This is a genomic window from Reyranella sp., assembly GCF_004297405.1.
GTDB lineage: Bacteria > Pseudomonadota > Alphaproteobacteria > Reyranellales > Reyranellaceae > Reyranella.
In genome coordinates this window covers 1-16,224 of record NZ_SCVC01000029.1, presented here as the reverse complement: position 1 = coordinate 16,224, position 16,224 = coordinate 1, and the positions used below count along the sequence as shown (strand labels likewise).

The following is a 16,224-nucleotide window of genomic DNA, read 5'->3' as shown; positions in this document are numbered from 1 at the left end:
CCTACTGTCGCAGGGGCGCCGGCGTCTGCGGAGCCGGTGCCGCCGGTGTCTGCGGCTGCGTCTGTCCCTGGGACTCCGCCCGCTCGCGCTGGATTTGCCGCCAACGCTCGACGTTGCGCTGATGTTCGTAGAGCGTCAGCGCGAAGGCATGCCCACCCTGGCCATCGGCGACGAAGAAGAGCGAACGGTCGCGCGCCAACGGATTGGTCGCCGCCACGATCGAGGCGCGGCCGGGGTTGCAGATCGGCCCGCGCGGCAGGCCGTTGATCACGTAGGTGTTGTAGGACGTGTTGGACGTCAGATCGGCGCGCGTCAGCTCGCGATTGAACGCGACCTTGCCATCGGTCAGGCCGTAGATCGTGGTCGGGTCGCTCTCGAGCTTCATGCGGCGGCGCAGCCGGTTGATGAAGACCGCGGCCACTTTGGTACGCTCAGCCGGTACCGCCGTTTCCTTCTCGATCATCGACGCGAGGATCAGCGCGTCACGCTTGTTGGCCAGAGGCAGGCCGGCCGCTCGCTTACGCCACGCCTCGTCGAGCGTCTTCTCCATCGCCTCTTTCATGCGCATCAGGAGACCGTCGCGTGTATCGTCGCGCGAATAGAAATAGGTCTCCGGCAGGAGATCGCCCTCCTTGAGGTCGAGCGTGATCTCACCCGCCAACGCCTCGGTCTTGCGTACGAGGTCGATCACCTCGGCCGTCGTCATACCTTCAGGCACGGTGAGGCGGCGCTGCACGACCTTGCCCGACTGCAGCAGCTCGACCAGCGTCTGCATGGAGGTGTGGGCCGGCACTTCGTATTCGCCCGCCTTGATGGGCTTGGGCGACGGATCGATCATCAACGCCACGCGGAACAGCCGCGGATGGGAAATGACGCCCTCTTCCTGCAGCAGCTTCGACATGGTGGTGGGCCCCGCGCCTCGCGGGATCACGACGTTCTTGGTCTTCTCGAGTGGCCCCTCGGCAGTAAGGATCGTGTGGCCGAGATAAAGCCCGCCGCCCATCACCGTGACGAGCAGCGCGACAAAGAAGAGGACCCAACGAAAATAGCTGAGCAAACTCAGCTCCCGGTGGTCAAACGGGACCGACGATCAAGGAGGCGTTGGTGCCGCCAAATCCAAACGAATTGCTGAGCGCGTAACGAACCTTGCGCTGCTTGGCTTGCTTGGGCACCAGGTCGATGTCGCAACCTTCGTCGGGCTCGTCGAGGTTGAGGGTCGGCGGAACGGCCTGCTCGTTGATCGACTTGATCGCGTAGATCGCCTCGATCGCGCCGGCAGCTCCCAGCAGATGTCCCGTCGCCGACTTGGTCGACGACATAGAGAGTTTGTAAGCGTCCTCGCCGAACGCCCGCTTCACGGCGCCGAGTTCGATGACGTCGGCCATCGTCGAGGTGCCGTGTGCGTTCACATAGTCGATCTGGTCGGTGCCGAGCTTGGCGCGCTTCAGCGCCGCCTTCATGGCACGCATCGCGCCGTCGCCATCCTCGGACGGTGCGGTGATGTGGTGGGCATCACCAGACAGGCCGTAGCCTATGATCTCCGCATAGATCTTCGCGCCACGCTTCTTGGCGTGCTCATATTCTTCGAGCACCACGCAGCCCGCACCCTCGCCCATGACGAAGCCGTCGCGCCGCTTGTCCCACGGCCGCGAGGCCTGGGTCGGCGTATCGTTGAAATCGGTCGACAGCGCCTTGCAGGCATTGAAACCTGCCATGCCGATGCGGCAGATCGCAGCTTCGGCCCCACCGGCCACCATGACGTCGGCATCCTCGAGCTGGATCAACCGAGCCGCATCGCCCAGTGCATGGGCACCGGTGGCGCAGGCCGTGACCACGGAATGGTTCGGGCCCTTGAAGCCGTACTTGATCGAGACCTGGCCGGAGACGAGGTTGATCAGTGCCGAAGGAATGAAGAACGGGCTGACGCGCCGCGGTCCACGCTCCTTCAACACCAGCGACGTCTCGTAGATCGTCTGCAAGCCGCCGATGCCGGAGCCGATCATGACGCCGGTTCGGGTCATGCCCTCTTCGTCCTGCGGCTTCCAGCCGGAGTCCTCGACCGCCTGCTCGGCGGCCGCCAGACCGAAGATGATGAACTTGTCGAGCTTCCGCTGGTCCTTGGGCGCGATATAGGCGTCGGCATTGAAGTGGCCGTTCGCCTTCTCGCCCAAAGGCACCTCGCCCGCGATCTTGGTCGCGAGATCGGAGGTGTCGAACGCCTGGATGGCCCGGATGCCAGACTCCGCCGCCATCAGGCGACGCCAGTTCGTGTCGACGCCGTCACCCAACGGCGTCACCATACCCATGCCAGTTACAACGACTCGCCTCATCTTCCGCCTTCCTAGTTGCAGGAACTGGCGAAGATCAGGACTTCGCGTTGCCTTTGATGAAGCCGATCGCGTCGCCGACGGTCTGGATCTTCTCCGCCGCGTCGTCGGGGATCTCGATGCCGAACTCTTCCTCGAACGCCATCACCAGCTCGACCGTGTCGAGGCTGTCCGCGCCGAGATCGTCGATGAACTTGGCGTCTTCCTTGACCTGCGCGGCCTCGACGCCGAGATGCTCCACGACGATCTTCTTAACGCGCTCGGCAATATCGCTCATTTTCTTGTCCTTCCCGTCTATTCTGAAATCCCGGTCGCCGAAGGGGTTGGCGAAGTCCGGGCTCTTAACATAGCTCCACGGCCATTGGCTAGAATCGAAAAGCCCACAGAATCAGGCACTTGAAGGGCTGTCCCAAGGACCTCCCCTCAGATCATCGCCATCCCGCCGTTGATGTGCAGGGTCTGGCCGGTGACATAGGCCGCTTCGTCGCTTGCGAGATAAACAACGCCGGAAGCGATTTCCTCCGGCGTGCCCAGGCGATCCGCCGGCACGCGGCCGAGGATCGTTTTCTTCTGGTCGTCGGTCAGCGCGTCGGTCATCGGCGTAGCGATGAAACCGGGCGCTACGCAGTTCACCGTGATCCCGCGCGAGGCCAGCTCCTGCGCCAGCGACTTCGACATGCCGATCAGGCCCGCCTTGGCGGCCGCATAGTTCGCTTGGCCGGGATTGCCGGTCACGCCGACGATCGAGGTGATATTGATGACGCGGCCGAAGCGGCGCTTCATCATGCCGCGCATCGCCGCCCGCGTGAGGCGGAATGTGCCGGTCAGGTTCACCTGCAGCACCTTCTCCCACTCGTCGTCCTTCATGCGCATCGAGATGTTGTCGCGCGTGATGCCGGCGTTATTCACCAGGATGTCGAGCTTGCCCATCGCTGCCTCGGCCTCCTTGGCCAGACGGTCGATGTCAGCGGCATCGTCCATCTTCGCTGCGACGACATGGGCGCGCTCTCCGAGCGTGGCCTTGAGCTGCTCCAGCGCATCGGCGCGCGTGCCGGACAGGGTGACGGTCGCGCCCTGCTTGTGCAGGGCCTTGGCGATTGCACCACCGATGCCGCCAGAGGCACCGGTGACAAGGGCTGCCTTGCCGCTGAGATCGAACATGGCGCTACTCCTCAGGCGGTTTTCAGGAAGGCTTCGATGTCGGCCGGCGTGTTGAGCGCCAGGCCCGTCATATCCTTGTCGATGCGCTTGACCAGGCCCGACAGGACCTTGCCGGTGCCGCACTCGACCAGCATGTCGACGCCCTTCGTCTTCATGTACTGCACGCCTTCGCGCCAGCGCACCAGCCCCGTCACCTGCTCCACCAGCCGCTGCTTGATCGCACCGGGATCGCTGATTTCAGCGGCCAGCACATTGGCCACCAGCGGTACCCGTGGCGGCATCAGTGCGACGCCTTCGAGCGCCGCTTTCATCGCGTCGGCGGCCGGCTGCATCAGCGGGCAATGGAAGGGCGCGCTCACCGGCAGCATCATGCCGCGCTTGCAGCCCTTGGCCTTGGCCGCCTCGATCGTGCGCTCGACGGCTTCCTTGTGGCCGCTGACCACGACCTGGCCGCCGCCATTGTCATTGGCCACGGCGACGATCTGGCCTTGGGCTGCTTCCTTGCAGGCTTCCTGGGCCGGCTCGAGCTCGATGCCCAGCAGGGCCGCCATGGCGCCAACGCCAACCGGCACGGCTTTCTGCATCGACTGGCCGCGCAGCTTGAGAAGCCGCGCAGCGTCTGCGAGTTGCAGTGCGCCAGCCGCGGCAAGGGCCGAGTATTCGCCGAGCGAATGGCCGGCGACGTAATCCGCCAGAGACGGTAGTGGCTTACCGCCATCCTTTTCGAGGATCCGCGCAACCGCCACGCTCACGGCCATCAAAGCCGGCTGGGCGTTCTCGGTCAGGGTCAGGTCGCTTTCGGGCCCTTCCCGCATCAGCTTCGACAGGTTCTGGCCCAGCGCCTCGTCGACCTCGCCGAACACGTCGCGGGCGGTGGCGAAGGCCCCTGCGAGGTCGGCGCCCATGCCGACGGCCTGAGATCCCTGGCCTGGAAAGACGAAAGCCCGACTCATACGCGTTTTCCCCCTTTGTTCGACGCGAATTGCGGGCAGTCATACCGGCGCCCCTGACGCAGTCAAGCTGCGCCGGGATTGCTTGATTTCGGGCCGTGGGCCTGTATAACCGCCGCTCTTCGGGGCCTAAATCGGCCCTGATCTCCTTGCCGGCTCGAGCATCCGCCCTTTCGGGGCAAATGCAGGGAGCCGGCTAGATCCGGTCGGTTCGCTGAACTCCGGGTCACTAACAGCCATAAGGAGCCAAAACGACATGGCACTCTACGAGAACGTCTTCATTGCGCGTCAGGATGTCCCGACGACGCAGGTGGAGGCATTGACCACCCAGTTCGCCGAACTGGTCACCGGCCTGGGCGGCACCGTCTCCAAGAAGGAGTACTGGGGCCTGCGCTCGCTGACCTACCGCATCAAGAAGAACCGCAAGGGCCACTACACCCTGCTCAACATCGACGCCCCGTCGGCGGCGGTGAAGGAGCTGGAGCGCACGATGTCGATCAACGAAGACATCATCCGCTTCATCACGGTTCGCGTCGACGAACTCGAGGAAGGCCCCTCGGCGGTCATGCAGCGCAGCGCCGAGAAGTCGGACCGTCCGGGCGGCGATCGTGGCGATCGCTGGGGTGACCGTCCGCCTCGCCGCGAGCGTCCGCGATTCGGTGACGAAGGCGCAGCCCCCGTCGCAGCCCCAGCAGGAGAAGAAGAATGAGCGCGCAACGTCGCCCCTTCACCCGTCGCCGCAAGAGCTGCCCGTTCTCGGGCGCCAATGCGCCGAAGATCGACTACAAGGACGTGCGCCTTCTGCAGCGTTTCGTCTCCGAACGCGGCAAGATCGTTCCGAGCCGCATCTCAGCGGTTTCGTCCAAGAAGCAGCGTGAGCTCGCCCAGGCGATCAAGCGCGCCCGCTTCCTGGCGCTCCTGCCCTACATCATCGCCTAACCAGGAGACGCAATCATGCCGATGAACGTCATCCTGCTGGAGCGCGTGCCGAAGCTCGGCCAGATGGGCGACGTTGTGAAGGTGAAGCCCGGCTTCGCCCGCAACTTCCTCCTGCCGCAGAAGAAGGCCCTGCGCGCCACCAAGGACAACATCACCTACTTCGAATCGCAGCGTAAGACTCTCGAGGCCCAGAACCTCGAGCGTCGTTCGGAAGCCGAAGCCGTCGGCGCGAAGATGAGCGACCTCAAGGTCACTCTGATCCGCCAGGCATCGGAAGCCCTGCAGCTCTACGGTTCGGTCACCTCGCGCGACATCGCCGACGGCGCCGCCACCGAGGGCGTCAAGCTCCAGCGCAGCCAGATCGAGCTCGACAAGCCGATCAAGACGCTGGGCGCACACAAGATCAAGGTGCACCTCCATCCGGAGGTCACGGTCGAGATCACCACGATCGTCGCCCGTTCGCCCGACGAGGCCGAGTTCCTCGCCAAGGGTGGCACGCTGGTCGCAGAAACCGAACGTGCGGCGATGGAAGCGGCTGAAGCCGCTCGCCGCGCCTCCGAGCAGGCTGCCGCGCTGTTCGAAGCCAAGGCTGCCGAAGCCGCCGAAGGCGAAGCTGCCGAGGCTCCGGCCGAGGCCGAGGAAGCGCCGGCCGACCAGAAGTAGCCCGCGTGCCCCCGGGCACCGTGCATCTCTTCGAACGCATGCCATCGCACCGCGATGGCATGCGTTTTCTTTTGTGGCGCCGGATGATTAAGGTTCTGTCGTGATCTGGCGACTGGGCGCTCTCAGTGTTGCTGCCCTCGTGGCGATGCCCCTGCTCGGCATCACCTCCAGCCTGTTCACCTGGCAGGGCGATCTCTGGCATCACCTCGCCGCGACCCAGCTTTCCGATATCGTCGCCAACACGATTGTCCTGCTGTTGGGTGTCGGCGTTGGCAGCGTCGTCATCGGCACCGGCACGGCCTGGCTGGTCACGATGTGCCGTTTCCCCGGCAGCGGCATACTGCAATGGGTTTTGCTGCTGCCGCTGGTGCTGCCGACCTACATCATCGGCTACGCCTATGCCGACCTCCTGGCCTTCGCCGGCCCGATCCAGACGGCGCTGCGCGACGCCATGGGCTGGAGCCGTGCCGACTACTGGTTCCCTGATCTCGGCTCCGCAAGCGGCGTGGCTTTCCTCTTCACGCTGGTGCTCTACCCCTACGTCTATCTCGCGGCACGCGCGGCCTTCCTGTCGCAATCACCGGCGCTGCTGGAGGCGAGCCGCATCCTGGGCCATGGCCCGTGGCGAACTTTCTTCCGTATTGGACTGCCGCTCGCCCGCCCCGCCGTCGCCGCCGGCGCGGCGCTGGCCCTGCTCGAAGCGCTCGCCGATTTCGGCACCGTCCAATATTACGGCGTCCAGACTTTCACGACCGCGATCTACCGGACCTGGTACGGCATGGGAAATCGCGAAGGCGCGGCGCAAATCTCCCTGGCGCTGATCGCGATCGCGGCCGTTCTGATCCTTCTGGAGCGTCGCTCGCGCGGCCGGGCGCGTTTCACCATCGCCTCCAACCTGCGCCATCACGCCGAGCCGGCGGTCTTGTCGGCTGGTGCCGGTCTGCTGGCCGTGGTCGCCTGCACCCTGCCAGTACTGCTGGGCTTCGTGCTGCCGACGCTGCATCTTGCCGGCCTCGCCCTGACCTCAGGCGCCACGATCGCCGACGAACGCTTCGTCGGCGATGCCATCAACAGCCTCGTGCTCGCCACGCTCGCCGCCATCATCATCGTCGCCATGGCGCTGTTCCTGAGCTACGCCGGCCGCCTCGTGCGCCGGCGCTCGCTCAACCGGACGATCGAGTTCGCGTCGCTGGGCTATGCGATCCCCGGCGCCGTCATCGCGGTCGGCGTGCTGCTGCCTCTGGCGGCAGCCGATCACGGCATCGACCGAGTGGCGCAAAGCCTCTTCGGACTGCCGGTCGGCCTGTTGCTGAGCGGCACGGCGTTCGCCCTGCTGACAGCCTACACGGTGCGTTTCCTGGCAGTTGGTCTGGCCAATGTCGCGCCCGGGCTGGCGGCGATCGATCCGGCTATGGATGCCAGTGCGCGCGTGCTCGGCGCCCGGCCGCGCCAGGTGCTGCGCTTCATCCACATGCCGATGCTGCGCGGCCCCTTGCTCACGGCCGCGATCATCGCCTTCGTCGAGGTTCTGAAAGAGTTGCCAGCGACCTTGCTGATCCGGCCGTTCAACTTCGACACGCTGGCGGTCGGTGTCTTCCGCTTCGCCTCCGACGAGCGCCTGGCTCAGGCAGCCGTCGGAGCGATCCTGATTGTCACCGTCTCGCTCGTCCCGGTGATCTTGCTCAGCCGCGCCGTCGCGGCAACAGCCAGGCTTACTTCCAGCCCGCCCGGTCCATGATCTTCAGCGCTTCAGCGTTGTTCTGCGCGAAGACGCGAGCGTTGAGCTGATCTTCCTTGAAGGTGCCCAGCGACTTCAGCTCGGGCGACAGCTCGACACTGGCAACCACCGGGAACTCCGAATTGCCCTCGGCGAAGTACCGCTGCGCCTGCGGCGACACCAGGTACTCCAGGAACTTCACGGCGGCTTCCTTGTTCGGCGCGTACTTGGCCACGGCGCCGCCGCTGATGTTCACGTGCGTGCCGCGGTTCGCCTGGTTGGGGAACACGATGCCGACCTTCGCGGCAACCTCGCGATCCTCCGGCTTCTTCGAGCGCATGAGGTTCACGTAGTAATAGGTGTTCGCCACCGCGATCTCGGCCTCGCCGGCGGCGACGCCCTTGATCTGGTCGGTATCACCGCCGCGCGGCGGACGCGCCAGGTTGCCCGCAACCGCCTTGGCCCAGGCTTCGGTCTTCTCCAGGCCGTCGGCGGCCAGGATCGAGCCGACCAGCGATTGATTGTAGATATGGCCTGAGGGCCGGATCAGGATCTTGCCCTTCCACTTGGCGTTGGCCAGGTCCTCGTAGGTCTTGGGCGCGTCGGCGGCCGTCACCTTCTCCTTGTTGTAGAAGATGACACGGGCGCGCTTGGAGAAGCCGAACCAGCTGTTGTCCGGATCACGCAGGTGCGCGGGCACCGCCTTGGTCAGCACTGCCGAATTCACGGATTGCAGCAGCCCCATCTCGCGGGCGCGCTCGATGCGGCCGGCGTCGGTCGTGATAAGGACGTCACAGGGGCTCTTGTCCCCTTCCGCCTTGAGGCGCTGGACGAGCGGGTCGGGCTCGGCATCGACACGGTTGATCTTGATGCCGGTCAGATCCGCAAAATTGCCGTAGAGGGCCTCGTCCGTGTTGTAGTGACGAGCCGAATAGAGGTTCAGCGTTCCGCCTTGCGCGTCGGCCCGTCGGGCAATGAACAGGCCGGCACCTAGCGCGAGACCAGTCTTCATCAATGCGCGTCGCTTCACGTCTTCCTCCACTGCGAGTGAATATCAGTCCGATATCACTCGCTATGCAGGACTGCAAATCAATTGCAAGTTAACCTCTGGCCGTCCCTAGGTATTTTTGCACTCTCCCCCTTTGCCTTGAAAAAGCCATTCGGATTAACATTTCACCCAAGAACGACGTGGAGTTACGGGACGAGCTTGCGGCCACCCCACAGCTCGTTGCCCCGGGGGAAAGACGATGCTGCTTGCAAAGGTCCTTGCCCGTGTAGTGGGCGAAGGCCAGTTGACCATCATCGATGAGGCCGGTCGGCCCCATCGCATCACCGGGAGCAAGCCCGGCCCTGAAGTCACCCTGCGCATTCGCGACTGGTGGACAGGCGTTCGCATTGCCGTGCGGCCCCGCCTGGCGCTGGGCGAAGCCTACATGGACGGCCGGATCACGGTCGAACAGGGCGACCTCTATGATCTGCTGGACCTGCTCGGCCGCAATATCGCCGCCCTTGAGGCAACGCCGATGGTGCGCTGGTCCTATACCCTGCAGCGGTGCTTCCGCGCGCTCGAGCAGTACAATCCGATCGGCAAGGCGCAGAAGAACGTCGCGCACCACTACGACCTCAACGACCAGCTCTATGACTTCTTCCTCGATCGTGACCGGCAGTATTCGTGTGCCTACTTCAAGACCGGCAATGAGCCACTCGAAACGGCACAAGAAGACAAGAAACGGCACATCGCCGCGAAAATGCTCCTGAAGCCCGGTCAGCGCGTCCTCGATATTGGCTCGGGCTGGGGCGGCATGGCCCTCTACCTCGCCCGCGAATTCGGGGTCGATGTGACAGGCGTCACCCTCTCCACCGAACAGCACACGGTGTCGAGCCGGCGCGCCCTCGAGGGCGGCGTCGCCGACCGGGTGCACTTCAAGCTGCTCGATTATCGCCAGGAGCCCGAGCGCTATGACCGTATCGTCTCGGTCGGCATGTTCGAGCATGTCGGCGCGGCACACTATCTCGAATACTTCACCAAGGTGAAGGAGCTGCTGGCCGACGACGGCATCATGGTGCTGCACGCGATCGGGCGCATGGAGCCGCCGGGCGGCACCAACACCTGGCTGAAGAAATATATCTTCCCCGGCGGCTATACGCCCGCTCTGTCGGAAGTCTTCACCGCGATCGAGAAGGTTGGCCTCTGGGTCACCGACGTCGAGGTGCTGCGGCTCCACTATGCAGAGACCCTGCGGCATTGGCGGAAACGCTTCCTGGCCAACCGTGAGGAGATCAAGAAGCTCGCCGGCTACGACGATCGCTTCTGTCGCATGTGGGAATTTTATCTGGCCGGCTGCGAAGTCGCCTTCCGGCATATGAACCAAATGGTCTTTCAGATGCAGATCGCGCGCCGACAGGACGCGACGCCGCTGACGCGCGACTACATGGTCGAAGCCGAACGCACGGAGGGTGCGACACGGTCAATCGCGGCGGAATGACGTTGCACTAGGGTTGTCCCCACCTTTCAGGCTATCCTGACGAGGCCATCGCATTAGTGGTGGTCGCAGTCCCCTCTCGTGACTAACAAAGGCTCTCCATGGAGCCCCTGAAAGACACCTCGAACGTCACCCGTCTGCCTGGCGCGGAAGACATCCGGCTGCGCGAGCCGCCGCACAATTTCGAAGCGGAGCAGGCTCTGCTCGGCGCCATTCTGGTGAACAACGCCGCCTACCAGCGCGTCGCGGAGTTCCTGAAGGCCGAACATTTCGCCGATCCGCTGCACGGCAAGCTCTTCGATGCGCTGTCGCGCCTGATCGAACGTGGCCAGGTGGTGAGCGCCATCACCTTGAAAACCTATGTCGAGCAGGACGAGGCCATGAAGGATGCCGGCGGCGCGGCCTATCTCGCCCGCCTCGCCGCCGCCTCGGTGCATGTGATTGACGCCGGCGCCTTCGGCCGCGCCGTGCACGATCTCTACCTGCGCCGGCAGCTCATCGACCTCGGCGAAAGCGTGGTGAACGGCGCCTTCTCGGGCGATGTCGATGAAACCGCGCTGCAGCAGGTCGAAGCTGCCGAGAAGAAACTCTACGACCTCGCGACCAGCGGCCAAACCGAGGGCGGCTTCAAGCCGTTCCGGATGGCCTTGACCGAGGCCACCGTCGCGGCCGAGGCGGCTTATCATCGGGTCGGCCAGCTCACCGGTGTGTCTTCAGGCCTCTTCCAGCTCGATCAGCTCCTGGGTGGTTTGCACAAGTCCGATCTGCTCATCCTGGCGGGCCGTCCGTCGATGGGAAAGACGGCGTTGGCGACCAACATCGCGTTCAACGCCGCCAAGGCCTATCGCGAGGAAATCGTCGACGGAAAGCCGAACGCCGTAGATGGTGCGGTCGTCGGCTTCTTCTCTCTCGAAATGTCGTCCGAGCAGCTCGCGACCCGCATGCTCGCCGAGCAGGCGGAAATCTCGTCGGAGAAGATCCGCAAAGGCGAGCTGATCAGCAGCGACTTCGACAAGGTCCTGTCGGTCAGCCATGAACTCGAGCATCTCAACTTCTTCATCGACGACACGCCGGCGCTCTCCATCGCGGCCTTGCGTACCCGCGCGCGCCGTCTGAAGCGCACGCACGGCCTCGGTTTGCTGATCGTCGATTATCTCCAACTCCTCAACCCGTCGGGCAAGTCGCGGCAGGAAAACCGTGTGCAGGAGGTCTCGGAGATCACGCGAGGTCTCAAGACGCTGGCCAAGGAGCTGAACGTGCCGGTCATCGCCCTTAGCCAGCTCAGCCGTGCAGTCGAGCAGCGCGAGGACAAGCGTCCGCAGCTCGCCGACCTTCGTGAATCGGGCTCGATCGAGCAGGACGCCGACGTCGTCATGTTCGTCTATCGTGAGGAATATTATCTCACCCGCTCCGAGCCGAGTCGCCGTGGCGAGGAAAGCGACCAGAAGTTCAACGAGCGTCACGATGCCTGGAAGCAGCGCTGCGAGCAGACCTACGGCAAGGCCGAGGTGATCGTGGCCAAGCAGCGCCACGGTCCTACCGGCATCGTCCAGCTCTCCTTCGAAGGCCAGTTCACCAAGTTCGGCAACCTGCCGGCCTATGAGGACCGGCCCGACTCACCGGCCTTCTAGGACGGGCTGGCATGTCCTTTCCCGACGACGAGCGCGCGCGCCGGGCTGGCGCCGTCCTCACCATCGACGTGGGCGCCATCGCCGCCAACTGGCGCGGTCTGCGCGATGCCGGGCGCGCCGCCGGCCGGCCGGTCGACTGCGCCGGCGTGCTCAAGGCCGATGCCTATGGCTGTGGCGCCACCGTCGTGGGACCACGTCTGGCGGCCGAGGGGTGCCGGCAGTTCTTCGTCGCCCATATCGACGAGGGCATCGCGTTGCGCCGCGTTCTGCCCGAGCATCCGATCTATGTGCTGAACGGCCTGCTCGCCGGGACAGAACCCGACTTTGTCGAGCACGGGCTGACGCCGGTGCTGAACCACCTGGGTCAGCTCAATGCCTGGCGCGCCGCCGCCCAACGCTACCAGCGGCCGCTGGACGCCGTCGTTCATCTCGACACCGGCATGCATCGGCTGGGCTTCGGCGCCGAGGATGCGCAGGTCCTGATCAACGAACGCGGCCGCCTGCGCGGGCTCCGGCTGGCGCTGATCATCAGCCATCTCGTGGCTTCCGAGGAGCCCACAAACCCGATCAACGGCGAGCAGCTTTCGCGCTTCCGGTCGTTCGTGCGGGCCATGCCGGGCGCGCCGACCTCGCTCGCCAATTCCTCCGGCATCTTCCTCGGCCCGGACTATCACTTCGACCTGCTTCGTCCGGGCGCGGCGCTCTATGGCATCAATCCCCTGCCCGGCCGGTCCAATCCGATGCTAAGCGTGGTTACCTTGCAGGCACGCATCCTGCAGACGCGCAACATCGATGCTTTCCAGACCGTGGGCTATGGCGGGGCCTGGCGGTCAGCCCGCCAGAGCCGGATTGCCACGATTGCGCTGGGGTATGCGGACGGCTATTTCCGTAACCTCGTCAACCGCACGCATGTGCATATCGCCGGATACAATGTGCCCGTCGTCGGCCGAATCTCCATGGATCTCGTGACCATCGACGTGACCGACGTGCCGGAGGCTGCCTGTCAGACCGGCGCTACCGTTGAAGTTTTGGGGCCGCACCTGACGCCAGATGACCTCGCCGACCACGCCCGCACCAACGCCTACGAGGTGATGACTGCTCTTGGGCGGCGCTACCACCGGGCCTATGTCGACAGCTATGTTGACGATCCGGCCGAACCGGAACCGCCCGGAGAGGCTGCGTGAGCGTTCCCTTGCTCACTGTCCTCGGCCGCATGACGCTGGCCTTCCTGGAGGCCATCGGTTCGGTTTCGGCTTTTGCTTTCCATGCCATCCGGCAGGCGGTGCAGCCCCCCTGGTACCGCCAGCAGATCCTGCGGCAGATCATGGAGATCGGTTACTACTCGCTGCCCGTCGTTGGCCTGACTGCGATCTTCACCGGTATGGTGCTGGCGCTGCAGAGCTACACGGGCTTTGCCCGCTTCTCTGCCGAAAGCGCGATCCCCAACGTCGTCGTGGTGTCGCTGACACGCGAGTTGGGGCCGGTCCTCGCCGGCCTTATGGTCGCTGGCCGAGTCGGCGCGGCGATGGCGGCCGAGATCGGCACGATGCGCGTCACCGAGCAGATCGACGCGCTCACCACGCTCTCGACTGATCCGTTCAAGTACCTCGTCGTGCCGCGCCTGATCGCCGGTATCATCACCCTGCCCGTTCTGGTTCTGGTCGCCGATATCATCGGCATCCTGGGCGGTTTTCTGGTCGGCGTGTACAAACTCGACTTCAACGATGCGGCCTATCTCCGGAACACGCTCGATTTCCTGCAGTTTCAGGATGTGTTCTCCGGCCTCGTGAAGGCGGCCGTCTTCGGTTTCCTGATCACGCTCATGGGCTGCTACCACGGCTACACGTCGAAGGGCGGTGCCCAGGGCGTGGGCATGGCCACCACCAACGCCGTGGTCTCCGCCTCGATCCTGATCCTGACGTTCAACTATTTCATCACTGAAGCCTTCTTCGCCCGCTGACCGGCACATTCATGGCTTCCCCCAAAATCTCGTTGCACGGAGTCACCAAGGCCTTCGGGCCCAAGAAGGTGTTGCAGGGCATCGATCTCGAGATCGCGGCCGGCGAGTCTATGGTGGTGATCGGCGGTTCGGGCACCGGAAAATCGGTCCTGCTGAAGTGTATCCTGGGCCTCATGGAACCCAACGCCGGCTCGATCCAGGTCGATGGTGAGGAGACGACAGACCTTGGCAGACACGAGCGGGCGCGGGTCATGCGCAAGTTCGGCGTGCTGTTCCAGGGCGGCGCCCTGTTCGACTCGCTGCGTGTCTGGGAAAATGTCGCCTTCGGCCCCATCCAGAGCGACGGCATGCCGGTCGACGAGGCGCGCGAGGTCGCTGCCGCCAAGCTGGGTGCCGTTGGCCTTGGCCCCGAGATCGGCGAACTCTTCCCGTCGGAGCTCTCGGGCGGCATGCAGAAGCGCGTGGCCCTCGCGCGCGCCATCGCCCGCGAGCCGGAGATCATCTTCTTCGATGAACCGACCACTGGCCTCGACCCGATCATGGCCGACGTCATCAATGACCTGATCGTGAAGTGTGTCCACGACCTCGGCGCGACCGCCATCTCGATCACCCACGATATGGCCAGCGCCCGCAAGATCGGCCATCGCGTCGGCATGCTGCATGAAGGCAAGCTGATCTGGCAGGGTCCGGTCGGTGAGATCGACCGGTCGGGCAACGCCCATGTCGATCAGTTCATCCACGGCCGCGCAGAAGGCCCGATTCGTATGCAAGTCAGGAAGCTCTGACATGGACGATCGCCAGCCCAGCCTCGAAGTGGCCCGGCGCTGGTTCGCCGAAGACCTGCGTACGACCTGCCATCTCACCGATGCGCGCGTCGTGGAGGCTTTCGCCACCGTCCCGCGTGAGGCTTTCGTCGGCCCGGGCCCGTGGCGCCTCTTCCACTTCGCCGATGGTTACTGGAGCACCCGGGACGCAGATCCACGCCGGCTTTATCACAATGTGCTGGTGGCGCTCGACGAGAGCCGTGGGCTCAACATCGGTGAGCCGGCGTTGTGGGCACGCCACTTCGACCGTCTTGGCGTACCGGACGGCGCGCGCGTGCTGCAGCTCGGCGCAGGCTCAGGCTACTACACAGCGATCCTTGCAGAACTGGTTGGACCGACAGGCAGAGTGGACGCGGTCGAAATCGACGGACCGCTCGCCGAGCTTGCGCAACGCAATCTCTCGACATGGCCGAACGCTCATGTCCGCCTGGGCGATGCGAGCCAACCGGTCGATGGTCAATGGGATGTCATCGTGGCCTTCGCCGGGGCCACCACGCCACACGGCTGGTGGCTCGAGGCACTGGCCGACGGGGGCCGGATGCTGCTGCCGATGACAGCTGAGCGCCGGCGTGGCGGCTTCATGCTGCGCCTGGACCGTCGAGGGGACGGTCTTGCCGCACGTTCTGCCGGTTGGGTCGCCTTCTATCCCTGCGCCGGGGCGCGCAGCCCCGAAGACGCTGAAGCGATCGGCCAGGCCATTTCCGATCCCGTCGGACAGCAGGCCGTTCGCAGTCTCCGGCGCGATCTACACCAGCCCGACGAGACGTGCTGGCTGCACCGCGATGGTTGGTGCCTCTCCAAGCGTGAGCTGCACTGATGGCGCGGCCGCTCAAACGTTTCGTCTGCCAATCTTGCGGCGCCGTCACCAGCAAGTGGAGCGGTCGCTGCGAGTCCTGCGGCGAGTGGAACACCATCGTCGAGGAAGCAGCGCCCGCGCCCGGCCCTGCCGGCGGTGGGTTGGCGCGTGGCGGCAAGGGACGTTCGCTCGAATTCGCTGGCCTGCGTGGCGCGACGCCTCAACCGCCGCGCTACCTGAGCGGCATCTCCGAGTTCGACCGCGTCTGCGGCGGCGGCCTGGTCACGGGCTCTGCGCTGCTGATCGGCGGCGATCCAGGCATCGGCAAGTCGACCTTGCTGTTGCAGGTGGCCGCGGCTCTTGCCCGCAAGAATACCGCCTGCGCCTATATTTCCGGCGAAGAGGCGCTCGATCAGGTACGACTGCGCGCCGAACGGCTGGGCCTGGCCGACGCGCCGGTCCAGCTCACGGCGGCGACTTCGGTCCGCGATATCGTTGCGAGCCTGGAGCGTCCCGATGCGCCGCGGGTCGCCGTGATCGACTCGATCCAGACCATGTGGCTCGACACGGTCGACAGTACGCCCGGCACGGTGACGCAAGTGCGCTCCTCGGCCCAGGCCCTGGTCGAACTGGCCAAGCGGCGCGGCATCGCTGTGCTGCTGGTCGGCCACGTCACCAAGGACGGCGCCATCGCCGGCCCGCGCGTGCTCGAGCACATGGTCGACACGGTGCTCTATTTCGAGGGCGAGCGCGGCCATCAGTTCCGCATCCTG

17 protein-coding genes are annotated in these 16,224 nt (G+C 64.9%); 11 read left to right on the top strand and 6 right to left on the bottom strand.

Annotated features, from left to right (window positions below):
• Position 1 precedes the first annotated feature (1 nt).
• From mltG to fabD, 5 genes are all read right to left on the bottom strand, one after another.
• On the bottom strand, positions 2–1,057 hold the full coding sequence (gene mltG / locus EPO50_RS17195) for an endolytic transglycosylase MltG (protein WP_296346211.1): 1,056 nt from the start codon (positions 1,055–1,057) through the stop codon (positions 2–4).
• A gap of 16 nt (positions 1,058–1,073) precedes the next feature.
• Positions 1,074–2,330, bottom strand: a complete 1,257-nt coding sequence (fabF, locus tag EPO50_RS17190; protein ID WP_296346209.1) for a beta-ketoacyl-ACP synthase II — start codon at positions 2,328–2,330, stop codon at positions 1,074–1,076.
• Between the two features lie 34 nt (positions 2,331–2,364).
• On the bottom strand, positions 2,365–2,604 hold the full coding sequence (locus EPO50_RS17185; protein ID WP_020695509.1) for an acyl carrier protein: 240 nt from the start codon (positions 2,602–2,604) through the stop codon (positions 2,365–2,367).
• A 146-nt stretch (positions 2,605–2,750) separates the two neighbouring features.
• Complete coding sequence (fabG, locus tag EPO50_RS17180; protein WP_296346207.1) at positions 2,751–3,488, bottom strand: 3-oxoacyl-[acyl-carrier-protein] reductase; 738 nt, start codon at positions 3,486–3,488, stop codon at positions 2,751–2,753.
• An 11-nt stretch (positions 3,489–3,499) separates the two neighbouring features.
• The gene (gene fabD, locus EPO50_RS17175) at positions 3,500–4,441 is read right to left on the bottom strand and encodes an ACP S-malonyltransferase (RefSeq protein ID WP_296346205.1); all 942 of its coding nucleotides are present in this window, start codon (positions 4,439–4,441) and stop codon (positions 3,500–3,502) included.
• Positions 4,442–4,694: 253 nt separating this feature from the next.
• Between fabD and rpsF the strand changes: the two genes are divergently transcribed.
• From rpsF to EPO50_RS17155, 4 genes are all read left to right on the top strand, one after another.
• Positions 4,695–5,147: a 30S ribosomal protein S6 gene (rpsF, locus tag EPO50_RS17170; protein ID WP_296346204.1), complete on the top strand. Its 453-nt coding sequence runs from the start codon at positions 4,695–4,697 to the stop codon at positions 5,145–5,147.
• Positions 5,144–5,377, top strand: coding sequence for a 30S ribosomal protein S18 (gene rpsR / locus EPO50_RS17165; RefSeq protein ID WP_296346202.1), 234 nt, complete (start codon positions 5,144–5,146; stop codon positions 5,375–5,377). The genes rpsF and rpsR overlap by 4 nt, the downstream gene beginning before the upstream one ends.
• A gap of 15 nt (positions 5,378–5,392) precedes the next feature.
• Complete coding sequence (rplI, locus tag EPO50_RS17160) at positions 5,393–6,040, top strand: 50S ribosomal protein L9 (RefSeq protein ID WP_367268049.1); 648 nt, start codon at positions 5,393–5,395, stop codon at positions 6,038–6,040.
• 100 nt (positions 6,041–6,140) lie between these two features.
• The gene (locus EPO50_RS17155) at positions 6,141–7,778 is read left to right on the top strand and encodes an iron ABC transporter permease (RefSeq protein WP_296346200.1); all 1,638 of its coding nucleotides are present in this window, start codon (positions 6,141–6,143) and stop codon (positions 7,776–7,778) included.
• Here the strand turns inward: EPO50_RS17155 and EPO50_RS17150 are convergent.
• The gene (locus tag EPO50_RS17150) at positions 7,753–8,787 is read right to left on the bottom strand and encodes a Fe(3+) ABC transporter substrate-binding protein (RefSeq protein ID WP_296346198.1); all 1,035 of its coding nucleotides are present in this window, start codon (positions 8,785–8,787) and stop codon (positions 7,753–7,755) included. The two genes, EPO50_RS17155 and EPO50_RS17150, sit on opposite strands and share 26 nt — an antisense overlap.
• Positions 8,788–9,004: 217 nt before the next feature.
• Here EPO50_RS17150 and EPO50_RS17145 point away from each other — a divergent pair, with 217 nt between their 5' ends.
• The 7 genes from EPO50_RS17145 to EPO50_RS17115 all read left to right on the top strand — a co-directional run.
• Positions 9,005–10,243, top strand: a complete 1,239-nt coding sequence (locus EPO50_RS17145) for a cyclopropane-fatty-acyl-phospholipid synthase family protein (RefSeq protein WP_296346197.1) — start codon at positions 9,005–9,007, stop codon at positions 10,241–10,243.
• Between the two features lie 98 nt (positions 10,244–10,341).
• A complete protein-coding gene (locus EPO50_RS17140) occupies positions 10,342–11,871 on the top strand; it encodes a replicative DNA helicase (protein ID WP_296346194.1) in 1,530 nt (509 codons plus the stop codon).
• Positions 11,872–11,882: 11 nt separating this feature from the next.
• Positions 11,883–13,055: an alanine racemase gene (gene alr, locus EPO50_RS17135; RefSeq protein WP_296346192.1), complete on the top strand. Its 1,173-nt coding sequence runs from the start codon at positions 11,883–11,885 to the stop codon at positions 13,053–13,055.
• Positions 13,052–13,831 carry an ABC transporter permease gene (locus EPO50_RS17130; protein ID WP_296346190.1) on the top strand — a complete coding sequence of 260 codons (780 nt, stop codon included), beginning with the start codon at positions 13,052–13,054 and terminating at the stop codon, positions 13,829–13,831. Before alr ends, EPO50_RS17130 begins: the two co-directional genes overlap by 4 nt.
• An 11-nt stretch (positions 13,832–13,842) precedes the next feature.
• Positions 13,843–14,616: an ABC transporter ATP-binding protein gene (locus EPO50_RS17125; RefSeq protein WP_296346188.1), complete on the top strand. Its 774-nt coding sequence runs from the start codon at positions 13,843–13,845 to the stop codon at positions 14,614–14,616.
• Between the two features lies 1 nt (position 14,617).
• On the top strand, positions 14,618–15,472 hold the full coding sequence (locus EPO50_RS17120; RefSeq protein WP_296346187.1) for a methyltransferase domain-containing protein: 855 nt from the start codon (positions 14,618–14,620) through the stop codon (positions 15,470–15,472).
• Positions 15,472–16,224 (top strand): ATPase domain-containing protein (locus EPO50_RS17115; RefSeq protein WP_296346185.1); only part of this gene is annotated, 753 nt, incomplete at its 3' end. The genes EPO50_RS17120 and EPO50_RS17115, both read left to right, overlap by 1 nt.

What these genes read in the sequence shown, in the direction of transcription:
- fabF (WP_296346209.1), bottom strand. Translation starts at nt 2,330, where the DNA reads ATGAGGCGAGTCGTTGTAACTGGCATGGGTATGGTGACGCCGTTGGGT.
- EPO50_RS17185 (WP_020695509.1), bottom strand. Translation starts at nt 2,604, where the DNA reads ATGAGCGATATTGCCGAGCGCGTTAAGAAGATCGTCGTGGAGCATCTC.
- fabG (WP_296346207.1), bottom strand. Translation starts at nt 3,488, where the DNA reads ATGTTCGATCTCAGCGGCAAGGCAGCCCTTGTCACCGGTGCCTCTGGC.
- fabD (WP_296346205.1), bottom strand. Translation starts at nt 4,441, where the DNA reads ATGAGTCGGGCTTTCGTCTTTCCAGGCCAGGGATCTCAGGCCGTCGGC.
- rpsF (WP_296346204.1), top strand. Translation starts at nt 4,695, where the DNA reads ATGGCACTCTACGAGAACGTCTTCATTGCGCGTCAGGATGTCCCGACG.
- rpsR (WP_296346202.1), top strand. Translation starts at nt 5,144, where the DNA reads ATGAGCGCGCAACGTCGCCCCTTCACCCGTCGCCGCAAGAGCTGCCCG.
- rplI (WP_367268049.1), top strand. Translation starts at nt 5,393, where the DNA reads ATGCCGATGAACGTCATCCTGCTGGAGCGCGTGCCGAAGCTCGGCCAG.
- EPO50_RS17145 (WP_296346197.1), top strand. Translation starts at nt 9,005, where the DNA reads ATGCTGCTTGCAAAGGTCCTTGCCCGTGTAGTGGGCGAAGGCCAGTTG.
- EPO50_RS17140 (WP_296346194.1), top strand. Translation starts at nt 10,342, where the DNA reads ATGGAGCCCCTGAAAGACACCTCGAACGTCACCCGTCTGCCTGGCGCG.
- alr (WP_296346192.1), top strand. Translation starts at nt 11,883, where the DNA reads ATGTCCTTTCCCGACGACGAGCGCGCGCGCCGGGCTGGCGCCGTCCTC.
- EPO50_RS17125 (WP_296346188.1), top strand. Translation starts at nt 13,843, where the DNA reads ATGGCTTCCCCCAAAATCTCGTTGCACGGAGTCACCAAGGCCTTCGGG.
- EPO50_RS17120 (WP_296346187.1), top strand. Translation starts at nt 14,618, where the DNA reads ATGGACGATCGCCAGCCCAGCCTCGAAGTGGCCCGGCGCTGGTTCGCC.